Below are 19,024 nucleotides of genomic sequence, written 5' to 3' on the forward strand. Positions count from 1 at the left end.
TACCCACGAAAACCGCAGCACGGGCGGCCTATTGCCATGCCTATGCCGTCTCGCCCAGGAAATCCCAGAGCCGCGATTTATCCGCGATCAACAACCAGGGCGTCCGCTCATGTTCGGCATCCGGCACGATCTCCACCCGCCCGCCCGCCGCCGCATTGGACGTCCCGATCAGCCCGCCCGGCTCCAACACCAGCCCATCCAACGGATAAACCAGCCCGCTCGACCGCGCGAACCCGATCCGCACCAGCGGATGGATCGACACCCGCTCCCCCGCCGCAGCGTCGAACGCGAACGCCCCCACCGCGGCAAATGCCACGTCCACCTCGTCCACCAGCAGCAGCCGCCGCTGCGGCGCATATTGCAGCACCGCGCTCAGCGCCGCCAGCGTGTGATCGAGCCGCTTGCCCGTCATGCCAAGCGCCAGCGTCACTGGCGCCCTGGTGCTGTAGAGTGCCTTTTGAAAATCCGTGGTGACCTGTTCGGCAAGATGAATAACCCGCGTTCGCTGCTCCCAGGCGGCGCGGTTCGCCAGCGAATCAAGGTCACCGATGATCGCCGCAGGCACGAGCCCTGCGGCCCCGATCGCGTCTCCGCCGCCATCCGCACCCACCAGCGCCACGCCGGACTTCGCCAGCGCCCGCAGCAGCGCCGGATCAATGGTACCGCCGCCCACGATGGCCAATGGACTATCAAACACCAAAGGCGGCTCGCCCGCCTGCCCGGCCGAAGTCTCTTGCACTGTTACCAAGCTCTCATTAAATGTGAGGCGTCTCGCTGGGGTGTTCCGGACAAATCCGGGGCTGAGAGTTACCCATTGAACCTGAACCAGGTCATGCTGGCGGAGGAAGTTCGAGATGGCAAGGGGCGCCGTCGCGCGTTCCGCCATTGACACATTCCCTTCTCACATGGCCGCAAACCTGAAGGGAATGACCCATGGTCAAATTCACCTGTCTGGCATTTGCGGTCCTTTCCGGACTGCTCGCCACGCCCGCCTTCGCTCAGGACGCGCCTGTCCTCAAGATTTATACCTATGACGGCTTTGCCGCCGAATGGGGCCCCGGCCCCGGCCTCAAGGCCGGTTTCGAGGCCACCTGTGGCTGCACCGTGGAATGGATCGCCGCCGACTCCTCCATCGGCACATTGCGCCGCGTCCAGCTCGAAGGCGCTACCACCGAAGCCGACCTGATCGTCGGCCTCGATACGTCCATCGCTGGCGAAGCCCGCGCCACCGGCCTCTTCGCCGAGCACGAGCTGCCCCTAAGCGATCTGGCTCTCCCGACGGCCTGGACCGATACGACCTTCGTGCCTTTCGACTACGCCCATTTCGCCTTCGTTTATGACACCGATACGGTCCCGACGCCGCCCAAGTCCTTCAAGGACCTGATCGCCCTGCCGGCCGATTTCAAGATCGCCATCCAGGACCCGCGGTCGGCCACCCCGGGTCTTGGCCTCGTGCTCTGGATCAAGGCCGCCTATGGCGACCGCGCCGCCGAAATCTGGGCCGGCCTCAAGCCCCATATCCTGACCGTTACGCGCGAATGGAGCGAAAGCTACAATCTGTTTCTGACCGGTGAAGCCGACATGGCGCTCAGCTACACCACCTCGCCCGCCTATCACATCGTTTCCGAACACGACGACACCATCCACGCCGCCCTGTTCGAGGAGGGGCACTACGCCCAGGTCGAAGTCGCCGGCATGCTGAAATCCTCCAGGCACCAGGCGCTGGCCCGCCAGTTCCTTGCCTACCTTGCCTCCACCGATGCGCAGAAGCTGATCCCCACCACCAACTGGATGCTGCCCGTCGTCGATCTCGGCACCGCCCTCGACCCCACCTTCGCCACCCTGCCCCAACCGAGCAAGACGCTGCAGTTGGGCGACGAGGATATCGCGGCGCATTCGGGTGAATGGATCGATGAGATGCTGAAAGCGATTCAGTAGGGGTAGTCTGTGAGTCAGCCCCCCCTCATCCGCCCTTCGGGCACCTTCTCCCACAAGGGGAGACGGGGTCAGAGCCGAAAATCCTCAGTCGTCACCCCTCTCCCCTTGTGGGAGAGGGTGGATCGGCCGCAGGCCGAGACGGGTGAGGGGTTGTCCCCCACAGCAGCAGGTCCATCCTCTCCCTCCCCCTTGTGGGGAGGGGACAGGGGTGGGGGTTCTATTGCGCCCACAAAGCGTGAGGCAAATCGATGATCCTCCCCCCCCGCCCCCTGCGCATCGCAGCCGCCACTCTCTTCGCCCTCGCCATCGCCGCCCTGATCGCGCTCGTCCTCTATTCCATCTTCACCACCGCCACCGGGGCGCCAGCCTCCGCCTCGCGCATCGACATCCTCCACCTCGTCCGCATGACCACCATCCAGGCGGGCCTCACCACCATCCTGTCCCTCCTGGTCGGCGTCGCCCTCGCCTGGTCCCTCAATCGCTTGCACTTTACCGGCCGCGATCTCGTGGTCGGCCTGTTCTCGGCCGCCATCGTCACCCCCGGAATGGTGCTCGCCTTTGGCCTGCTTGCCGTCTGGGGCCGCCAGGGCTGGATCAACCAGGGCTGGGCATTGCTGTTCGGCTCACCCCTGGGTAATCCGGCCTTCGGCCTCTCGGGCATCCTCTTCGCCCATGTCATCCTCGATGGCGCCTTCGCCGCCCGCATCCTCCTGGCCCGGCTCGATGCCATTCCCGCAAGCCGCCTCAAGACCGGCCAGAGCCTGGCACTATCAGCCCACCAGCGCTTTGCCATTATCGATTGGCCCGCCATCGCCGGCAGCCTGCCCGGCCTGGGCGCCATCATTTTCCTCCTCGCCTTCACCAGCTTTCCCATCGTGCTGCTGCTCGGCGGCGGTCCCGCCAACCAGACACTGGAAGTAGCCATCTACGCCGCCGTCCGCCAGGATTTCGACCTGCGCGGCGCTGTGCTGCTGGCCCTGACGCAGATCGGCGTCTGCTCCATCGTCATCCTGGGCGCTTCGGCCCTGGCCCCGGTGCCCACTCAAATCGGCCAGTCTCTAGCGCCAACCTGGCGCGATCCACTCGCCGCGCGGGCCATGCAGGCGCTGATACTCGCGCTCGGCACCATCGCCTTTGCCCTGCCCTTGCTGTCGGTGCTGATCGATGGCATCGGCAGCGGCCTTGCCCGAATTGTCGTGAGCGCCACATTCTGGCGGGCGCTGCTGACCAGCCTTGTGGTCGGCAGTGCCTCGGCACTGGTCACCCTGGGCCTCGCCCTTATCTTGACCCTGGGCCCGAGCGCGACCACCAGCGCAATCGCCCGCACCGCCTTGGGCATTCCCAGCTACGCCTATCTGGCCGTGCCGGCCGTTGTGCTGTCACTGGGGTTCTTCCTGGCCGTGCGTTCCCTTGGAATAGCCCCGGTCAATGCCGCGCCTTACGTCGTTATCTTGGGCAATTCTCTGTTGTCGTTGCCTTTCGCGGTCGCCACCCTTGGCCCGCCGCTCGATGCCATCGCCCGCACCCGTGGCAAGCTGATCCGCTCGCTGGGCCTGTCCGGTTGGCGCCAGTTCCGCCTGGTGGAATATCCCCTGCTCGGCCGCGATATCGGCGTCGTTCTGGCCTTGGCGTTCTGTTTTTCGCTCGGTGATCTGGGTGTCATTACCCTGTTCGGCACGCAGGATTTCGAAACCCTGCCGCTGATGATGTTCCGCGCCCTGGGCGCCTATCGCGGCAATGACGCCGGCGCCATCGCCGCCGTGCTGCTGGTTGGCACCATCGCCGCCTTCGTGGCTTTGCCCAAGCTGTTTGAAAGGCTCGCTCATGTTGCGCGCTGAAGCCTTGCGCTTCGCCTATCCCGGCCAGACGACTCCCTATATATTTTCGCTTGCCGCCGAACCGGGCCAGATCACCGCCATTTCGGGCGCCAGCGGCTCGGGCAAATCCACCTTGCTGGACCAGCTTGCCGGTTTTCTGCTTCCAGCATCCGGGACGCTCGATCTCGACGGCCGCGACCTGCTGCCGCTCCCCCCGGAACGGCGCCCGGTCTCGCTGCTGCTGCAGTCCGAAACGCTGTTCGATCATTTGAGCGCTGCCCGCAATATCGCCTTGGGCCTGCCCGCCGACACGCCGCGGTCGGACCGCGACCAAAAAGTCGCCCAAGCCCTCATCGAAGTGGGACTGCCCGACATCGGGCCGCAACGCGCCGCGACGCTTTCAGGCGGACAGGCACAGCGTGTTGCCCTTGCCCGCACCCTGTTGCGCGACCGCCCTGTCTTGCTGCTGGACGAACCCTTCTCGGCGCTGGACGACGACACCCGCCACACCATCCGCGACCTGGTCAAGACCCTAACCGAGCGGCAGCACTGGCACACTATCCTGGTGACCCACCATCAGGACGACGTCGTCGCCATTGCCAGCCGGCGCTATCTGCTGGCCGATTACCGGTTGACGAAACATGCGGCCGATTAAACGGAACGCCTCAGGTCGCAGGCTTTGCCCAGGCGGCAAAGACCTTGTCGAACAGGCCCTGCGCCGCATCGTCTTTTTCGAGCGTGATGATCGCATTGCGCCCGGTGCCGTAGATCAATGCCAGATCCATCCATTTGCGGTTTTCCAGCAAATCGGTGTTGGTGGCCGCATCGTTCGCCGAAGCGCTGAGCGCAAACAGGAACGAATTTCCAACGACCCGGGCCGAAGCGCCCACCAGCGGCGTGCCCGGAACCAGTTCGGCGTCCTTGAGCAACACGCCCGGCAAGCCGGCGATCGTGCCGCCCACGAAAGTGTCGTTGACGTTGAAATCGACTTCCATCAGGTGGCTGGCCGGCAGGCTCGGATCGGCATTCTTGCGGATGGTCAGCCCGACGCCAAGATTGCGCGCCGGAATATTGGCCTTGCCGATCAGCGTGGGCAGGCCGGTTTCATCGACCCCTTCGGTCCACTCGATGGTCCCCGAAAACGGCACGGCGCCGGTTCGGCCATCCGCGGAGGCTTCCAGCAGCAAGGACTGGCTGCCCGCCAGCACTGCGGGATCCACCGTTGCCGCCAGATTATCCGTATCGGCAACCACACTGTCCTCGTCCGGCAGGCGTTCTTCGCCCTTGACTTCCTCGCCACCCAATTGGGGCAGGCTGGTTTGGCTGCCCGTCGGCACTACGGGCTCTGGCGTTGGCTCCAGCCGATCTTCCAGTTCGAGCCCTCCCAGCGCCGCCGTCGGCTCGTTATTGGCGGGCGTGGTCGCTGTATTGCCGGGTCCATCCGCGGCGTCGGTTGCTGTCGGCACCGGCTCGTCCGCATCCAATGTCGGCGTCGCAACATCGCTTTGCGGCACGACCGCGACGACTTCGGGCGCCGGGGTGGCGCGGCCGAACATCTGGTCGAGATCGACATAGCCCTCCCGCCACGCCCAGAACCCACCGCCGCCGACCCCCGCCAGCAGCAGCACGAACACCACAAGAAAAATCGTCAGACCGGCGCCGCTGCGCCCCGCCTGCGGAACCGCCGCAAAGCTGGCGTCGCCGGGCTCGTCGTCGGCATTGTCTCCACCAACCTTGTGGAGCGTCGCCGCCGGCAGATCGGGCAGCGGCCTTGTCGCCTCGCCGCGCGCTTCGCGGTCCAGGGTTTCGATAGCGCGCTCGATAGCCCCTTCCGCTTCGCGCGGGTCGGGCTCGACCTCCACTTCGCGTACCGCCGAAAGCGCGGTCTCGACCGCCGGCGCGTTGATTACTGTCAGCGGCTCCTCGACACGTTGGCGGGCCAGCGCCTGGTTGCCCATGCTGGGCTCGACACGCGAAGTCATCCGCGCCGGCTCCGCCGACATATTGGCGGCCAGCGGCAGCGGATCGCGACGCGGGGTAAAGCTGGGCGCTTTGAGCGGGCTGATCGCACCGCTCGAAATCGGCGATGTCGGGCCGCTCTTGGAGGCCTCGGCACGGGCCACGATCGCGGGCAACGGCCGCTCCGGCTTCGGCGCCTCCGGCTTGGCGACATTGGCAACGCTGACCGAAGCGGCAGCGGCTGCCTGATTGATGATATCCTCGATACTGCCGTTCGGAACCGCCTTGGGCGGCTCGACCGGCTTGGGCACGTCTACCGGCTGGGCAGCGGCAACGGGCACGTCCACAACGGGTGCGCTGACCTCCGGTTTGACGACCACTGCCGGCCGCGCCGGCGTCGGGCGATTGCCCGCATTGGCGTCACGCCCCAGCGAAATAACCGCTTCGCTGGCTTCCTGTTCAACCTGTCGGATGCAATCTTCAAGCTGCAGGCGATGCTGGGTGATATCGCGCGCCGGCAGGGGCGGCGTAATGGCGCGCAATTGCCCGACCAGAGCCGAACGCGCCTTTTCATACACCGCACGGCGCGCGGCCCCATTGTTCTCCGGCAGCGCCGAGATCGCTCGGCGCAACAACTCTTTGTAGTCCGCCATTGGTTACTTGCTACTCACGATTGCGGCTATCTTGTAACAAAAAAACTCAATCTTGGAACGGGTCATGCACCAGGATGGTGTCGACCCGCTCAGGGCTCGTCGACAGCATGGCCACCGGGGCGCCGATCAGTTCCTCGATATAGCGGACATACTTGACCGCCTGGGCCGGTAACTCCGCCCAGCTCCGTGCGCCGGCGGTCGTCTCGGACCATCCTTCGAGTATCTCATAGATAGGCTTAACGCGAGCTTGTGCCCCCATTGAGGCAGGCAAATAATCTATCCGTGATCCGTCCAGCTCGTAGCCGACGCACACCTTGATCTCCTTGAGCCCGTCCAGCACGTCCAGCTTGGTCAAAGCGATGCCCGAAATGCCCGAGGTGCGCACCGTTTGCCGCACCAGCACTGCATCGAACCAGCCACAGCGGCGCGGCCGTCCGGTATTGACGCCCACTTCCTTGCCTACCATTGCCAGGTGGCGACCGATGTCGTCGTCCAGCTCGCAGGGAAACGGACCTTCGCCGACCCGTGTCGTATAAGCCTTGGTGATCCCCAGCACATAACCGATCGCCGTTGGCCCCAAGCCCGAACCGGCCGCGGCCTGGCCCGCCACGGTATTGGACGAAGTCACGAACGGATAAGTGCCATGGTCATTGTCAAGCAGCGCCCCCTGCGCCCCCTCGAACAGGATACGTGCCCCGGCACGGCGTTTTTCATCAAGGATACGCCACACCTGGTCCATGAACGGCAGGATGTCCGCCGCGACCGAACTCAGTTCCTCATAAATGGCTTCGCTGCTGATCTCGATCAGCCCCATGCCGCGCCGCAGCGCATTGTGATGCAGCAGCAGCCGCTCGATCTTGGCCATCAAGGTCTCGGGCTCACTCAGGTCGATCAGCCGGATCGCCCGACGGCCCACCTTGTCTTCGTAGGCGGGCCCGATGCCGCGCTTGGTCGTGCCGATTTTCAGCCCGGAATTGGAGTCTTCGCGAATCGAGTCGAGTTCGCGATGCAGCGACAGGATCAGCGGCGCATTGTCGGCGATCCGCAGCACTTCGGGCGTGATGGTCACCCCCTGCGCACGCAGCTTGGCCAGCTCCATCACGAAATGATGCGGATCGACCACCACGCCATTGCCGATGACGGAGAACTTGCCCTGCACCAGTCCTGAGGGCAGCAGCGCCAGCTTGTAGCTGACCCCGTCGATGACCAGCGTATGACCGGCATTGTGGCCGCCGTGAAAGCGCACCACCACATCGGCGCGCTCGCTCAGCCAGTCCACGATCTTGCCCTTGCCCTCGTCGCCCCATTGCGAGCCGACGACAACCACATTTGCCATGCGCTTAATTCCCCAGGATGGCGCGACCGAACCGAACCTGGCCCAGAGGGGCCAACGGCGGGTTCGTCGCATTCATGCATCCGGCCGCTCAGGACGTTTGATCGTGGCCGAATAACTGCTAAGTCCGATTGTCCTTACATCACCCGGGCGTCGATGACAAAGCCGCTGGCCTCCCAAAATCGCGGCATAACCGCCCGGCTGCTCGACCAGCCCTATCTGCTGCTGATCCTGGCGCCCTTGTTCTGGGGCGGCAACGGCTTTGCCGCCAAGCTGGTGCTGGGCGAAATCGATCCTTTCCTGCTGCTCGCCACCCGTTGCCTCGGCGCCACCCTGTTCATCCTGCCCTTCGCCTGGCCGCACCTGCGCCAGGACTGGCCGATCATCCGCCGTTACTGGCCCCTGTTGATGGCCTATGGCGCCATCGGCTACGCGCTGTTCAACGTATTCTTGTACGTGGGGCTGCAAACCACCACGGTGGTCAATTCGTCGATCGAGCAGGCAGCGTTGCCGATGATGATCCTGGGCGCCAACTTCATCGTCTTTCGCGTCAGGGCGCGAGCGCTACAGATTACCGGCGTAGTGATCGCCATTTTGGGCGTGATTCTCACGGCAACCCATGGCGATCCGGGGCGTCTTTTGACCCTCGATATCAATATCGGCGACGCCTTCGTCATCATCGCCTGCCTGACCTACATGGTTTACACGCTGGCGCTGAAATTCCGTCCCGAAGTGCATTTGATGAGTTTTCTCGGCGTGGCTTTCTCCGGCGCGGCGCTGATGGGCCTTCTCACCTTGCAGCTATTCGGCGGCGGCCTTGGCCAGTTTGCCAATCTTGCCCACGCCTCGCCCAAGGTCTGGGCGGTCATCACCTATGTGATGATCTTCCCATCCATGTTCAGCCAGGTGTTTTACGCCCGCGGCGTCGAACTGCTCGGCGCCAACCGCGCGGCACCCAGCCATAATCTGATTCCGGTTTTCGGCACGCTGCTGTCGGTGCTGCTGATCGGCGAACGGCTGGAACTCTATCACTACCTCGCCGCCGCCATCATCATCGGCGGCATCGTCCTGGCGGAATGGGCGGCACGTCGAAAATAAAGAGACCATCGCCGATGGCGCTGGTCTCTAGCGATTGTCAGAAGCAATTTAGAACCGCAATGCACGGGCCTGCTTGACGCCTTCCAGCCCGGCGATTTCGCCCAGCTGCGCATCGTTCAACGTCCCGTCGATGGAAACCAGCGCTATGGCGTCGGCGCCCACTTCGGCGCGTCCGAGGTTGAAGTTGGCAATGTTGATGCCCTGCTTCCCCAGCAGCGTGCCAAGCCGGCCGATATGGCCCGGCTTGTCCTCGTTGGTGACATACAACATGGACGGCGTGAGTTCCGCTTCCATGTTGATGCCCTTGACCTGGATGACGCGAGGCTTGCCGTTGGCAAACACCGTGCCTGCCACTGCGCGCGCCTGCTGGTCGGTCGTCACCGTCAGCCGAATATAGTTTTCATAGGCACCCTGCTGCTCCCGCGTCGTCACTTCGACATTGATGCCGCGATCCTTGGCGATCTGCGGGGCCGAGACCATGTTGACCTCGCCCATCATGGGCTTCAGCACGCCGTTGAGGGCCGCCGCCACCATCGGCCGCGTATTCATCGCCGCGACATCGCCCTCGAACTCGATGGTGATACCTGTAATCGCGGTCTCGGTCAGTTGTCCGGCAAATGAGCCCAGCACTTCGGCCAGCTTGATGAAGGGCGTCAGCCGTGGCGCTTCTTCGGCCGAAATGGACGGGAAATTGAGCGCATTGGTGATCTCCCCGGTAATAAGATAGGCCGAAATCTGTTCGGCGACCTGCAAGGCGACATTCTCCTGCGCCTCGGTCGTCGCCGCGCCCAGATGCGGCGTGCAGATCACGTTGGGGAGTTCAAAGAGCGGATTGTTCTCCGCCGGCTCCTCAAGGAACACATCGAGCGCCGCGCCGGCAACCTGGCCGGACTTGAGTGCATCGTAAAGCGCTGCCTCATCGATCAGCCCGCCCCGCGCACAATTGATGATGCGAACGCCTTTCTTGGTCTTTGCCAGAGCTTCTGCGCCGATGATGTTGCGGGTGGCATCGATCAGCGGCGTATGCAGGGTGATAAAATCGGCGCGGGCGAGCAAAGTCTCGAGTTCCACCTTCTCTACGCCCAGCGCTTGGGCCCGTTCGGGAGTCAGAAACGGATCGAACGCGATGACTTTCATCCGCAATCCCAAAGCCCGATCGGCGACGATGGAGCCGATATTGCCGGCCCCGATCAGGCCCAGCGTCTTGTTGGTCACCTCGACGCCCATGAAGCGGTTTTTCTCCCACTTCGATGCCCGGGTCGATGCGTCGGCCTCCGGCAATTGCCGCGCCAGTGCCATCATCATGGCGATGGCATGCTCGGCCGTAGTTATGGAATTGCCGAAGGGCGTGTTCATCACGATAATGCCCTTCTTGGTGGCCGCAGGGATGTCGACATTGTCGACCCCAATACCGGCCCGCCCGATAACCTTGAGGTTGCTCGCCGCCGCGATGATCTTTTCGGTAACCTTGGTCGCCGAACGGATCGCCAGGCCGTCATACTGGCCGATGACCTCAAGCAATTTGTCCTTGTCCTTGCCCAGATCGGGCAGGTAATCCACCTCGACGCCACCGTCCTTGAAGATCTGCACGGCGGTGGGTGATAGCTTGTCGGAAACGAGAACCTTGGGCATTGCGCCCTCCTGATCAATCAAGTGTGGGGAAGTCACCCCCTCCTACCTCTCCATCAAGGGGGCGGCTGGGAGGGGGTGGGGCAGCTAGGCAGCGGCCTTGTCGAGCGCCGCTAACTCCTCGGCAAAGGCATAGTCCAGCCACGGGACCAGCGCCGCGAGGTCGGCCGTTTCCACCGTCGAGCCGGCCCAGATGCGCAACCCCGAGGGCGCGTCCTTGTACGCCCCAATGTCATAGGCCACGCCGGCCTTGTCGAGCCGCGACACGATGGCCTTGGCAAATGCGGCCTGCCGGTCTGCGTCCAGCGCCGTCACCGCCGGATCGACGATGGAAAAACACACCGAGGTATTGGAACGAGACGCCACGTCCCTGGCCAGGAAGCCGACCCAGTCGGTCCGTGCCACCCAATCCGCCAGCACGGCGAAATTGGCGTCGGCGCGCGCCTGCAACCCGTCGAGGCCGCCTTCGCGCAGACCCCATTCCATGGCATCGATGGCATCCTCGATGCACAGCATGGAGGGCGTGTTGATCGTGGCGCCTTCAAAGACTTCCTCGAGCAGCTTGCCGCCCTTGGTCAGGCGAAAAATCTTGGGCAGCGGTCGATCCGGCTTGAAATTTTCCAGTCGCTCGACGGCGCGCGGCGACAGGATCAACACGCCATGGGCAGCCTCCCCGCCCAGTGCCTTCTGCCAGGAGAAAGTCACGACATCGAGCTTGTCGAATTCCAGCTTCTGCGCAAACGCCGCCGAAGTGGCGTCGCAAATGGTCAATCCCTTGCGGTCCGCCTTGATCCAGTCTGCATTGGGCACGCGTACGCCCGAGGTCGTGCCGTTCCAGGTGAACACCACGTCCCGATCGGTATCGACTTCGCTGAGATCGGGCAAATCCCCATAGCCGGCCTTGATTAAGCGCACATCGTCGAGCTTGAGCTGCTTGGCCACATCGGTGACCCAGCCCTCGCCAAAGCTCTCCCAGGCCAACATGTCGACGCCGCGCGCGCCCAGCATCGACCACATCGCCATTTCTACCGCGCCGGTATCGGATGCCGGCACGATGCCGATCCGATAGTCGGGAGGCACTTGCAACAGCTCGCGCGTCAGGTCGATGGCGCGCTGAATGCGGCTCTTGCCCGGTTTTGAGCGGTGCGACCGCCCGACCAGCGCATTGGCAAGCGCCTCCACGGTCCAGCCAGGACGCTTGGCGCAGGGGCCCGAGGAGAAATTTGGATTAGCCGGTTTCACCGCCGGTGCGGTATGAGGCATGTCAGCCATGGTGCGACCCTCCCAGGTCGATAGCCTCTCGTTAGGGAGAGGTGTCCTGAGACCAGCACGTACCGGAGCGCCGGCCAAAGCGCAAGTGGCAATGGCTGTTGCAGCCGATAACCTTGGTGGAAGACACCAGCTACTCCGGACATGTCCCGCCAGGTCCGTTTGAGCCATGCCCATTTCCCAGCTGCAGCGGCCAAGCCTCTGCCCTTATTTCACTTTTTCGTGCAACAAAGCGTCTTGACCAACGTTACCGGTGCTCAAGCGTCAAAGGAGTGCATTTATGGGCACGTCTGTTCTGATCAGTATCCTCATCACTTTCCTCGTCGTCGTGCTCATCCTGTGGCTGGTTCAACGCCTCCCCATCGAAGCGCGCATCCGCCAGATCTTGCAGATCGTGGTGATCGTCATCGGCATCATCTCGCTGCTGAAATACCTCGCCGTATTCTAAAAGCCGGTACGACCGTGTTTGCGGCCCTGTCCAACGCTGGATGGGGCCGAACTACGTCGATAGCCCAAGCTGCCCCATCAGTTCCCGCGCCGCCGCTTCTCCGGCCCGGTTGGCGCCGATAGTGGAGGCCGAAGGCCCGTAGCCGACCAGATGCACGCGGGGGTCCTTGGCCACTTGGGTGGCCAGCCGACCGGACATGATGATGCCGCCGCTTTGTTCGCGCAGTTGCAGCGGCGCCAGATGGTCGAGCCCGCTGCGAAAGCCGGTGCACCACAGGATCACCTCCACCGCCTGTTCGCGCCCATCTGCCCAGCGTACGCCCGTGTCGGTAATCTCGCTGAACATGGCGAGGCGGTTGAGCACACCGCGCTCCTGCATTGCCCTGATCGCTGGCGTCATCGGCAACCCCGTGACCGATACCACCGAATGGGGCGGCAATCCCTTGCGGACGCGCTCCTCGACCATTGCCACGGCGGCCCGTCCCCTTTCGGGCGTAAACTCGCCCTCGCGAAACTCCGGCTCCCGCCGCGTCACCCAGATCGTTTCGGTGACCTGCGATATCTCGTCGAGCAGCTGGATTGCCGAAATGCCGCCGCCGACGACCAGCACGCGTTGGCCGACGAAGTCGCTGGCTTGCCGGTAATCCTTGGTATGAAGCTGTCGCCCCCCGAACCGGGCTGCGCCTGGATAATGGGGAATATAGGGCGTTTCCCAAGTGCCGGTGGCATTGATCAACCCGCGCACCGAAAAATTGCCGCTGTCGGTTTCCACTCGCAGCCGCTCGCCACGGGGGCACACCACCTTGACCCTGACGGGGCGATAGACGGGCAAGCCGAAGCGCTCTTCATAGGCCTTGAAATAGCGCGGCACGGCAACCGCCGCCTGAACCTGGCCTGCATCGGTATCGACCGCATCGGAAAACCGCATGCCGGGCAGGTCGTGGATATGATTGACCGTGCTCAGCGTCAGCGACGGCCAGCGGGACTGCCAGGCCCCACCGGCCTGCGGCGATTGATCGAGTACCACAAAGCCCCGCCCGCCTGTAAGGCCAAGCCGCTGCAAATGGTACGCCGCCGAGAGCCCCGCCTGCCCCGCTCCGATCACCGCCACCTCTACCTTGACGGCGGTTCGGGCCGTATCAAGCTCTGGCGCATCAGTCGTCATCGTGTGGGCCCAGCGTTGATCGTCCACCGATGTAGGGTTGCGGTCCAGGCAATGCTAGGCGATCACGCCGCCCAGTTCATCTTCGATATGGATGCGGATGATCTCGTCAAAACTGCTGTCCCCTTTGAAACCGAGCGCCTTGGCACGCTCGGCCTCGAAGGCTTGCGGCCAGCCGGCAACCATCCTGGTGATGGCTTCGTCCGTCTCGCGCCGGATCAGCGCCACCGCCTTGTCACCGGCCACGCGCTGCAACGCGGCGATTTCCTCGCCCACGGTGGCGGCAAGGCCCGGCATGCTCAAACTGCGCTGTGCGCCGAGCGGCGCAGTATCCATCGCCGCGGCATGACGCAGGAAGCCCACGGCAGCACGCGGACTGGCAAACCAGTGGCGCACGCTGTCGGCGACGGGCAACACCGCGTCGAGCCCCGCCAGCGGCTCGCGCAGAATGCCCGAGAAAAAGCCGGACGCCGCGCGGTTCGGCTTGCCCGGCCGCACCACGATGGTGGGCAGGCGAATGCCAACGCCATCGAAAAAGCCGCGCCGGCTGTAGTCGGCCAGCAGCAGCTCGCAAATCGCCTTTTGCGTGCCGTAGCTGGTCAGGGGCGTATGGTGCTGGGTGTCGGAAATGACGCTCGGCAGGGGCTCGCCGAATACTGCGATCGAGGAGGTGAAGACGACACGTGGGCAATAGCCGCCCTGCGCGCCTGCCTGCCGGATCGCCTCGAACAGGAGGCGCGTACCGTCCAGATTGATGCGATAGCCTTTTTCGAAATCGGCCTCGGCCTCGCCCGAAACGATCGCCGCCAAGTGAAAGATTAGCTCGGGGCGGCCCGCCAGCAATTGATCGGCAACGCCCGCAACCGACAGGTCGGCGGCGATGGTCTGGATCGCCAGCGCCGTCTGCGGCGCTTGGGGAGCCACCACATCGGCCAGCACCAGTTCGGTGACCGGTCGGTCGCCGATAGTGCCGGCCTGCAGCAGCGAAGCCGTCAGCTTGCGCCCGATCATGCCGGCCGCGCCGATTATCAAGACTTTCATGCGATCCTCCAATGAGGCGCGCACATCACCATTGTTCGCCCGAACCTGTCCAGCGGGCAAAACCGAAATCGGCGCCCGATGGGCGCCGATCGGTCAGGTCGGGCCGGCCGGGCGGGGTGGCACCACCCTCGTCGCGATCGATCAGTTGAAGCGGTAACGCACCGAAGTGCGCAGTTCGTGTATCCAGTTGTTATCGATGCTGTAGGGGGCCGTCGCGGCATCGTTTTCGATGCTGTTGATGTAAAGAGCGCGATAGCCGACATCGGCGACGACGGCGCCGAAGTCATAGCCCAGCCCGACCATGCCGGCGGCGGCAAGGCTGACATTGTCGTCTTCGGTATCGGGAAGGGCCCCGGCGGGTGGATTGGTCACGAAGTCATTGAAGGCCGCGCCGACACCGGCACCGACATAGCCGAAGGCACCGCCGCTGGCGCCATAGCCGCCATTGCCGAAGCCGAAATCATAATAGGCGTTGGCCAGGGCCACGGTCGAACGCAGCTTCAACGTATAGGGGCCGGGAACCAGCGTGCCGCCTGCGGGAACGGTGATCTGCAGATCGTCGTTGGCAAGATAATCGACGGTCACGTCGAAGCGCAGGCCCGTGCCGGTTTCGTAGCCGACGCCGCCACCCAGCGAATAGCCATAACCTTCTTCGTCGATGTCGAAGACCGACGGGGTGACCGTGGGGTGATCGACCTCTTTGGCCCAGAGCAGGTTGCCCGCAGCGCTGCCGCGCAGGTAGAACGAGCCCTGCACGCCATAGTCGACGTCGGGGATGTCGATGATCGGGGGATATTCGGGGAAGTCGGCGGCGACCGCCTGTCCACACGTGAGGGGGGCTCCTGCCACCAGTATCGCAGCGGTGAGCTTGCGCATGAAATTCGTCCTTTGGTTGCCACGACACCAGTCGATTGCGCCCAATATCGGACAATATCCTTAAAGCTCACTTAACCTAACCGCTTAACCCTAACGTGGGCATAACTTGGGTTAAGCGTGCAACGCGGCACCTCGGGAAGTAACGCTTGTACAACGACTTCAGGCGACGTCGCGAATGGCCGCTTCAATCTGCGCTACAACGCTGGAGACGAGCGCCGCATCGTCCGCTTCGCCCATCACCCTTATCACCGGCTCGGTGCCGCTCTCGCGAATGACCAGCCGCCCGCCCTGCCCCAGCATGGCCTGGCCATCGGCGATGGCCTGGATCACCAGCTTGTGCTGCAGCGGCTTGCCGGACTTGAATTTTACGCTGCGCAGCAGCTGCGGCACCTTGTCGAAGCGCGAGCAAATCTCCGAAATCGGGCGCGCCTGCTGTTTGAGCACTGCCAGCAATTGCAGCGCCGCCACGAGGCCATCCCCCGTCGTCGTAAAATCCGAGAGGATGATGTGGCCGGACTGTTCGCCCCCCACATTGAAGCCTTTGGAGCGCATGGCCTCCAATACGTAGCGATCCCCCACCTGGGTACGCTCCAGCGTCAGCCCGATCGAACCCAGATAGCGTTCCAGCCCCAGATTGGACATGACGGTGGCCACGATCCCGCCCCCCTGCAGCATTTCGCGCTGCAACCAGCTCTGGGCGATCACCGCCATGAACTGGTCGCCATCGACCACATTGCCTTTTTCATCGATGATGATGACGCGGTCGGCATCGCCATCGAGCGCTATGCCGATATCGGCGCGCACTTCCTTGACCTTGGCGGCAACCGCTTCCGGCGCGGTCGAGCCGACCTTTTCGTTGATGTTGAAGCCATCGGGCGTATTGCCGATGGTGAAGACTTCAGCGCCCAGCTCCCACAGCGCCACTGGGGCCACCTTGTAGGCGGCGCCATGGGCGCAATCGAGCACCACGCGCAGGCCCGCCAGATCGGTATTGCGCGGCAGCGTGCGCTTGGCATATTCGATATAGCGGGTGCTGGCATCCTCGTCGCGATGCGCGCGGCCAATCTCGCGACCATGCGCCAGATATTGCGTCATATCGCTGTCGATCATGCTTTCGATCTCAAGCTCCAATTCGTCGCTGAGCTTGTAGCCATCGGGCCGGAACAGCTTGATCCCATTGTCGTCGAACGGATTATGCGAGGCCGAAATCATCACCCCCAGATCGGCGCGCAGCGAGCGCGTCAACATGGCGACGGCCGGCGTCGGCATGGGCCCCAGCAGGTACACATCCATGCCCACCGCCGTGAACCCGGCGGTGAGCGCCTGCTCGATCATGTAGCCGGAGCGGCGCGTGTCCTTGCCGATCACCACGCGGTTGCGATGATCGCCGCGCACGAATTTCTGGCCCGCCGCCATGCCCACCTTGAGCGCCAGTTCCGGCGTCAGCTTGGGCCCATTGGCCAGGCCGCGAATACCGTCGGTGCCGAAATATTTCCTGGCCATCACTGCCTCATTCCTGTAGCGAGGGCGCTTGAGTCGCCGCGTCCCGCGCTGCCGATAATACCACTTTTGGCCGCAATAGCGCGAATTGACCCAATGGCAAAGGGCCGCCCTGGAGCGACCCTTCAAACCTTACGCCACAACTGATGCCAGACGATTAACTGCCTGGCTGCGGCTCCAGCCCGCCTTCAGGCGGCGCTTCAGGGCGCTTCTTGCCCGATTTGCCGGCCGAGGGAACGCCCGAAGCCTTGGGCGGTGCGTTGTCGCCATCGTCGGGGCGAACCGGCGCCTGCCCGTCCATCAGGGCGCGCAATTCATCGCCGGTGAGCGTCTCGTATTCGAGCAGGGCCTGGGCAATTGCCTCCCACTGGTCGTGGTAAGTGGTCAGGATGTCCTTGGCCGAAGCCTCGCCATCCTCGATCAGCTTGCGCACTTCCTGGTCGATCAGCTTGGCCGTATCGTCGCTCATATTGTTCGACTGGGTCATGGAATGACCAATGAACACTTCCTGCTCGCTCGACTTGTAGCGGACGCGACCGAGCTTTTCGCTCATGCCCCATTCCATTACCATGGAACGGGCCAGTGACGTCGCCATCTGGATATCGCCCGAAGCGCCGCTCGTGACCTTCTCCGGCCCGAACTTGATCATCTCGGCCTCGCGCCCGCCAAACAGCATGGTCAGACGCGCCAGGGCCTTTTCGCGACTGAACGAATAGCTGTCGCTTTCGGGCAGGGTCATCACCATGCCCAGGGCCCGGCCGCGCGGAATGATCGTCGCCTTGTGGATCGGATCGATCCCCGCGACCTTGAGCGCGATGATGGCGTGGCCGGCCTCGTGATAGGCAGTCAGCTTCTTTTCGTCCTGGGACATGGCCATGGTGCGGCGCTCGGCGCCCATCATGATCTTGTCCTTGGCGTCTTCGAATTCGGCATGGGTGACGAAGCGCTTGTTGCGCCGCGCCGCGAGCAAGGCCGCTTCGTTGACCAGGTTCATCAGGTCGGCGCCCGAGAATCCGGGCGTACCACGGGCCAGGGTCTTGAGGTCCACATCGGGCGCCAGCGGCACCTTGCGGACGTGCACCTTGAGCACCTTCTCGCGGCCCGAAACGTCGGGGTTCGGCACCACGACCTGGCGGTCGAACCGACCCGGACGCAAGAGCGCCGGATCGAGCACGTCCGGACGGTTGGTCGCGGCGATCAGGATGATGCCTTCATTGGCCTCGAACCCGTCCATCTCGACCAGCAACTGGTTGAGGGTCTGTTCGCGTTCGTCATTGCCGCCGCCAAGCCCGGCGCCACGCTGGCGACCGACGGCGTCGATTTCGTCGATGAAGATGATGCAGGGCGCATTCTTCTTGGCCTGCTCGAACATGTCGCGGACGCGCGATGCGCCCACGCCCACGAACATTTCAACGAAATCCGAACCCGAAATGGTGAAGAACGGCACATTGGCTTCCCCGGCAACCGAACGAGCCAGGAGCGTCTTGCCGGTACCCGGAGGGCCCACCAGCAGCACGCCGCGAGGGATGCGGCCGCCCAGGCGCTGGAACTTGCCCGGATCGCGCAGGAATTCGACGATCTCCTCAAGGTCCTGCTTGGCCTCGTCAACGCCGGCGACATCCTCGAACGTCACCTTGCCGTGTGTTTCGGTCAAGAGCTTGGCGCGTGACTTGCCAAAGCCCATGGCGCCGCCGCGACCGCCACCCTGCATCTGGCGGATAAAGAAGAACCACACCCCGATGATGACGATGAACGGCAGCCAGGACGACAGCAGCACCGACCAGAACGGGCTGGTCTCGGGCGCCCGGGCCGTGATCGACACGCCCTTGTCTTCGAGGCGGTTGATGATATCGGCGCCGGCCGGCAGCACGGTTTCGAACCGCCCGCCGTCGCGCAGCGTGCCCGAAACGATGTCGTCGGTAATGGTCACGCCGGTCACCGCGCCCGAATTCACGTCGGTCACGAACTGGCTATAGCTTTTGTCGGTGACGGAAACCGACCGGGTCGACGACTGGAAGACCTGGAACAGGCCCATCAGCATGAAAAGTATGACCAGCCAGATGGCAAAGTTGCGGAAATTTCCGTTCATCAATCCTGTCCCGGAAGAGCCGGCGCAAACTGGCCGGTTGGTGTGCCGAATGTATGTCCGGCATTGGGGCGTTACAAGGGCAAGCCCTGCGGCGCTTTGGGCCTCGCGTCCAGTTATAATGTCACGTTTGGGTTAATACGCGGTGGGGACTCGATGGTTGCCTATGGTCGTGCGAAAGCACCGCCTGTGATGCGGTTGTCGAACGAACGGACG

15 protein-coding genes and 1 riboswitch are annotated in these 19,024 nt (G+C 63.6%); of the genes, 5 read left to right on the forward strand and 10 right to left on the reverse strand.

Annotated elements, in window-relative coordinates; all coding sequences use genetic code 11:
• Window positions 1–40: 40 nt before the first annotated feature.
• The gene (locus tag ACFE8X_RS17385) at window positions 41–739 is read right to left on the reverse strand and encodes a thiamine diphosphokinase (RefSeq protein WP_375452762.1); all 699 of its coding nucleotides are present in this window, start codon (window positions 737–739) and stop codon (window positions 41–43) included.
• 26 nt (window positions 740–765) lie between these two features.
• Window positions 766–864: riboswitch (TPP riboswitch) on the forward strand.
• 69 nt (window positions 865–933) lie between these two features.
• On the opposite strand from ACFE8X_RS17385, the gene thiB reads away from it, so the two are divergent.
• The 3 genes from thiB to ACFE8X_RS17400 all read left to right on the forward strand — a co-directional run bounded on the left by thiB (window position 934) and on the right by ACFE8X_RS17400 (window position 4,410).
• Window positions 934–1,938: a thiamine ABC transporter substrate binding subunit gene (thiB, locus tag ACFE8X_RS17390; protein WP_375452763.1), complete on the forward strand. Its 1,005-nt coding sequence runs from the start codon at window positions 934–936 to the stop codon at window positions 1,936–1,938.
• Window positions 1,939–2,186: 248 nt separating this feature from the next.
• Window positions 2,187–3,776 (forward strand): hypothetical protein, encoded by a 1,590-nt coding sequence (locus ACFE8X_RS17395; protein WP_375452764.1) that lies wholly within the window; start codon window positions 2,187–2,189, stop codon window positions 3,774–3,776.
• Window positions 3,763–4,410, forward strand: a complete 648-nt coding sequence (locus tag ACFE8X_RS17400; RefSeq protein WP_375452765.1) for an ATP-binding cassette domain-containing protein — start codon at window positions 3,763–3,765, stop codon at window positions 4,408–4,410. Before ACFE8X_RS17395 ends, ACFE8X_RS17400 begins: the two co-directional genes overlap by 14 nt.
• 10 nt (window positions 4,411–4,420) lie before the next feature.
• Here the strand turns inward: ACFE8X_RS17400 and ACFE8X_RS17405 are convergent, their stop codons facing one another.
• Together ACFE8X_RS17405 and ACFE8X_RS17410 are read right to left on the reverse strand one after the other, a co-directional pair.
• Entirely contained in the window at window positions 4,421–6,367 is a 1,947-nt protein-coding gene (locus tag ACFE8X_RS17405) for a hypothetical protein (RefSeq protein ID WP_375452766.1), read from the reverse strand.
• Window positions 6,368–6,413: 46 nt separating this feature from the next.
• A complete protein-coding gene (locus ACFE8X_RS17410; protein ID WP_375452767.1) occupies window positions 6,414–7,703 on the reverse strand; it encodes an adenylosuccinate synthase in 1,290 nt (429 codons plus the stop codon).
• A 153-nt stretch (window positions 7,704–7,856) separates the two neighbouring features.
• On the opposite strand from ACFE8X_RS17410, the gene ACFE8X_RS17415 reads away from it, so the two are divergent.
• Window positions 7,857–8,798: a DMT family transporter gene (locus tag ACFE8X_RS17415; RefSeq protein WP_375452768.1), complete on the forward strand. Its 942-nt coding sequence runs from the start codon at window positions 7,857–7,859 to the stop codon at window positions 8,796–8,798.
• Window positions 8,799–8,846: 48 nt separating this feature from the next.
• Here ACFE8X_RS17415 and serA read toward each other — a convergent pair whose 3' ends face one another.
• Both serA and ACFE8X_RS17425 read right to left on the reverse strand, forming a co-directional pair.
• Window positions 8,847–10,430: a phosphoglycerate dehydrogenase gene (gene serA, locus ACFE8X_RS17420; RefSeq protein ID WP_375452769.1), complete on the reverse strand. Its 1,584-nt coding sequence runs from the start codon at window positions 10,428–10,430 to the stop codon at window positions 8,847–8,849.
• 84 nt (window positions 10,431–10,514) lie between these two features.
• Window positions 10,515–11,690, reverse strand: a complete 1,176-nt coding sequence (locus tag ACFE8X_RS17425; protein WP_375452775.1) for a phosphoserine transaminase — start codon at window positions 11,688–11,690, stop codon at window positions 10,515–10,517.
• Between the two features lie 286 nt (window positions 11,691–11,976).
• On the opposite strand from ACFE8X_RS17425, the gene ACFE8X_RS17430 reads away from it, so the two are divergent.
• A complete protein-coding gene (locus tag ACFE8X_RS17430) occupies window positions 11,977–12,144 on the forward strand; it encodes a Thivi_2564 family membrane protein (protein WP_197410834.1) in 168 nt (55 codons plus the stop codon).
• A gap of 51 nt (window positions 12,145–12,195) precedes the next feature.
• Here the strand turns inward: ACFE8X_RS17430 and ACFE8X_RS17435 are convergent, their stop codons facing one another.
• From ACFE8X_RS17435 to ftsH, 5 genes are all read right to left on the reverse strand, one after another.
• Complete coding sequence (locus ACFE8X_RS17435) at window positions 12,196–13,308, reverse strand: NAD(P)-binding domain-containing protein (protein ID WP_375452770.1); 1,113 nt, start codon at window positions 13,306–13,308, stop codon at window positions 12,196–12,198.
• Window positions 13,309–13,362: 54 nt separating this feature from the next.
• On the reverse strand, window positions 13,363–14,346 hold the full coding sequence (gene denD / locus ACFE8X_RS17440) for a D-erythronate dehydrogenase (protein WP_375452771.1): 984 nt from the start codon (window positions 14,344–14,346) through the stop codon (window positions 13,363–13,365).
• A gap of 141 nt (window positions 14,347–14,487) precedes the next feature.
• The gene (locus ACFE8X_RS17445) at window positions 14,488–15,222 is read right to left on the reverse strand and encodes an outer membrane protein (RefSeq protein WP_375452772.1); all 735 of its coding nucleotides are present in this window, start codon (window positions 15,220–15,222) and stop codon (window positions 14,488–14,490) included.
• Between the two features lie 159 nt (window positions 15,223–15,381).
• A complete protein-coding gene (glmM, locus tag ACFE8X_RS17450) occupies window positions 15,382–16,725 on the reverse strand; it encodes a phosphoglucosamine mutase (RefSeq protein WP_375452773.1) in 1,344 nt (447 codons plus the stop codon).
• 154 nt (window positions 16,726–16,879) lie between these two features.
• Complete coding sequence (gene ftsH, locus ACFE8X_RS17455; protein WP_375452774.1) at window positions 16,880–18,811, reverse strand: ATP-dependent zinc metalloprotease FtsH; 1,932 nt, start codon at window positions 18,809–18,811, stop codon at window positions 16,880–16,882.
• Between the last annotated feature and the right edge of the window lie 213 nt (window positions 18,812–19,024).

The organism is uncultured Devosia sp. (assembly GCF_964244875.1).
Classification (GTDB): Bacteria; Pseudomonadota; Alphaproteobacteria; order Rhizobiales; family Devosiaceae; genus Devosia.

Excerpts from the sequence above, each read along its gene's own strand:
- ftsH (WP_375452774.1), bottom strand. The coding sequence starts at position 18,811 with ATGAACGGAAATTTCCGCAACTTTGCCATCTGGCTGGTCATACTTTTC.
- ACFE8X_RS17415 (WP_375452768.1), top strand. The coding sequence starts at position 7,857 with ATGACAAAGCCGCTGGCCTCCCAAAATCGCGGCATAACCGCCCGGCTG.
- ACFE8X_RS17445 (WP_375452772.1), bottom strand. The coding sequence starts at position 15,222 with ATGCGCAAGCTCACCGCTGCGATACTGGTGGCAGGAGCCCCCCTCACG.
- ACFE8X_RS17395 (WP_375452764.1), top strand. The coding sequence starts at position 2,187 with ATGATCCTCCCCCCCCGCCCCCTGCGCATCGCAGCCGCCACTCTCTTC.
- ACFE8X_RS17405 (WP_375452766.1), bottom strand. The coding sequence starts at position 6,367 with ATGGCGGACTACAAAGAGTTGTTGCGCCGAGCGATCTCGGCGCTGCCG.
- denD (WP_375452771.1), bottom strand. The coding sequence starts at position 14,346 with ATGAAAGTCTTGATAATCGGCGCGGCCGGCATGATCGGGCGCAAGCTG.
- ACFE8X_RS17410 (WP_375452767.1), bottom strand. The coding sequence starts at position 7,703 with ATGGCAAATGTGGTTGTCGTCGGCTCGCAATGGGGCGACGAGGGCAAG.
- thiB (WP_375452763.1), top strand. The coding sequence starts at position 934 with ATGGTCAAATTCACCTGTCTGGCATTTGCGGTCCTTTCCGGACTGCTC.
- ACFE8X_RS17430 (WP_197410834.1), top strand. The coding sequence starts at position 11,977 with ATGGGCACGTCTGTTCTGATCAGTATCCTCATCACTTTCCTCGTCGTC.
- ACFE8X_RS17435 (WP_375452770.1), bottom strand. The coding sequence starts at position 13,308 with ATGACGACTGATGCGCCAGAGCTTGATACGGCCCGAACCGCCGTCAAG.
- ACFE8X_RS17400 (WP_375452765.1), top strand. The coding sequence starts at position 3,763 with ATGTTGCGCGCTGAAGCCTTGCGCTTCGCCTATCCCGGCCAGACGACT.
- serA (WP_375452769.1), bottom strand. The coding sequence starts at position 10,430 with ATGCCCAAGGTTCTCGTTTCCGACAAGCTATCACCCACCGCCGTGCAG.
- ACFE8X_RS17425 (WP_375452775.1), bottom strand. The coding sequence starts at position 11,690 with ATGCCTCATACCGCACCGGCGGTGAAACCGGCTAATCCAAATTTCTCC.
- glmM (WP_375452773.1), bottom strand. The coding sequence starts at position 16,725 with ATGGCCAGGAAATATTTCGGCACCGACGGTATTCGCGGCCTGGCCAAT.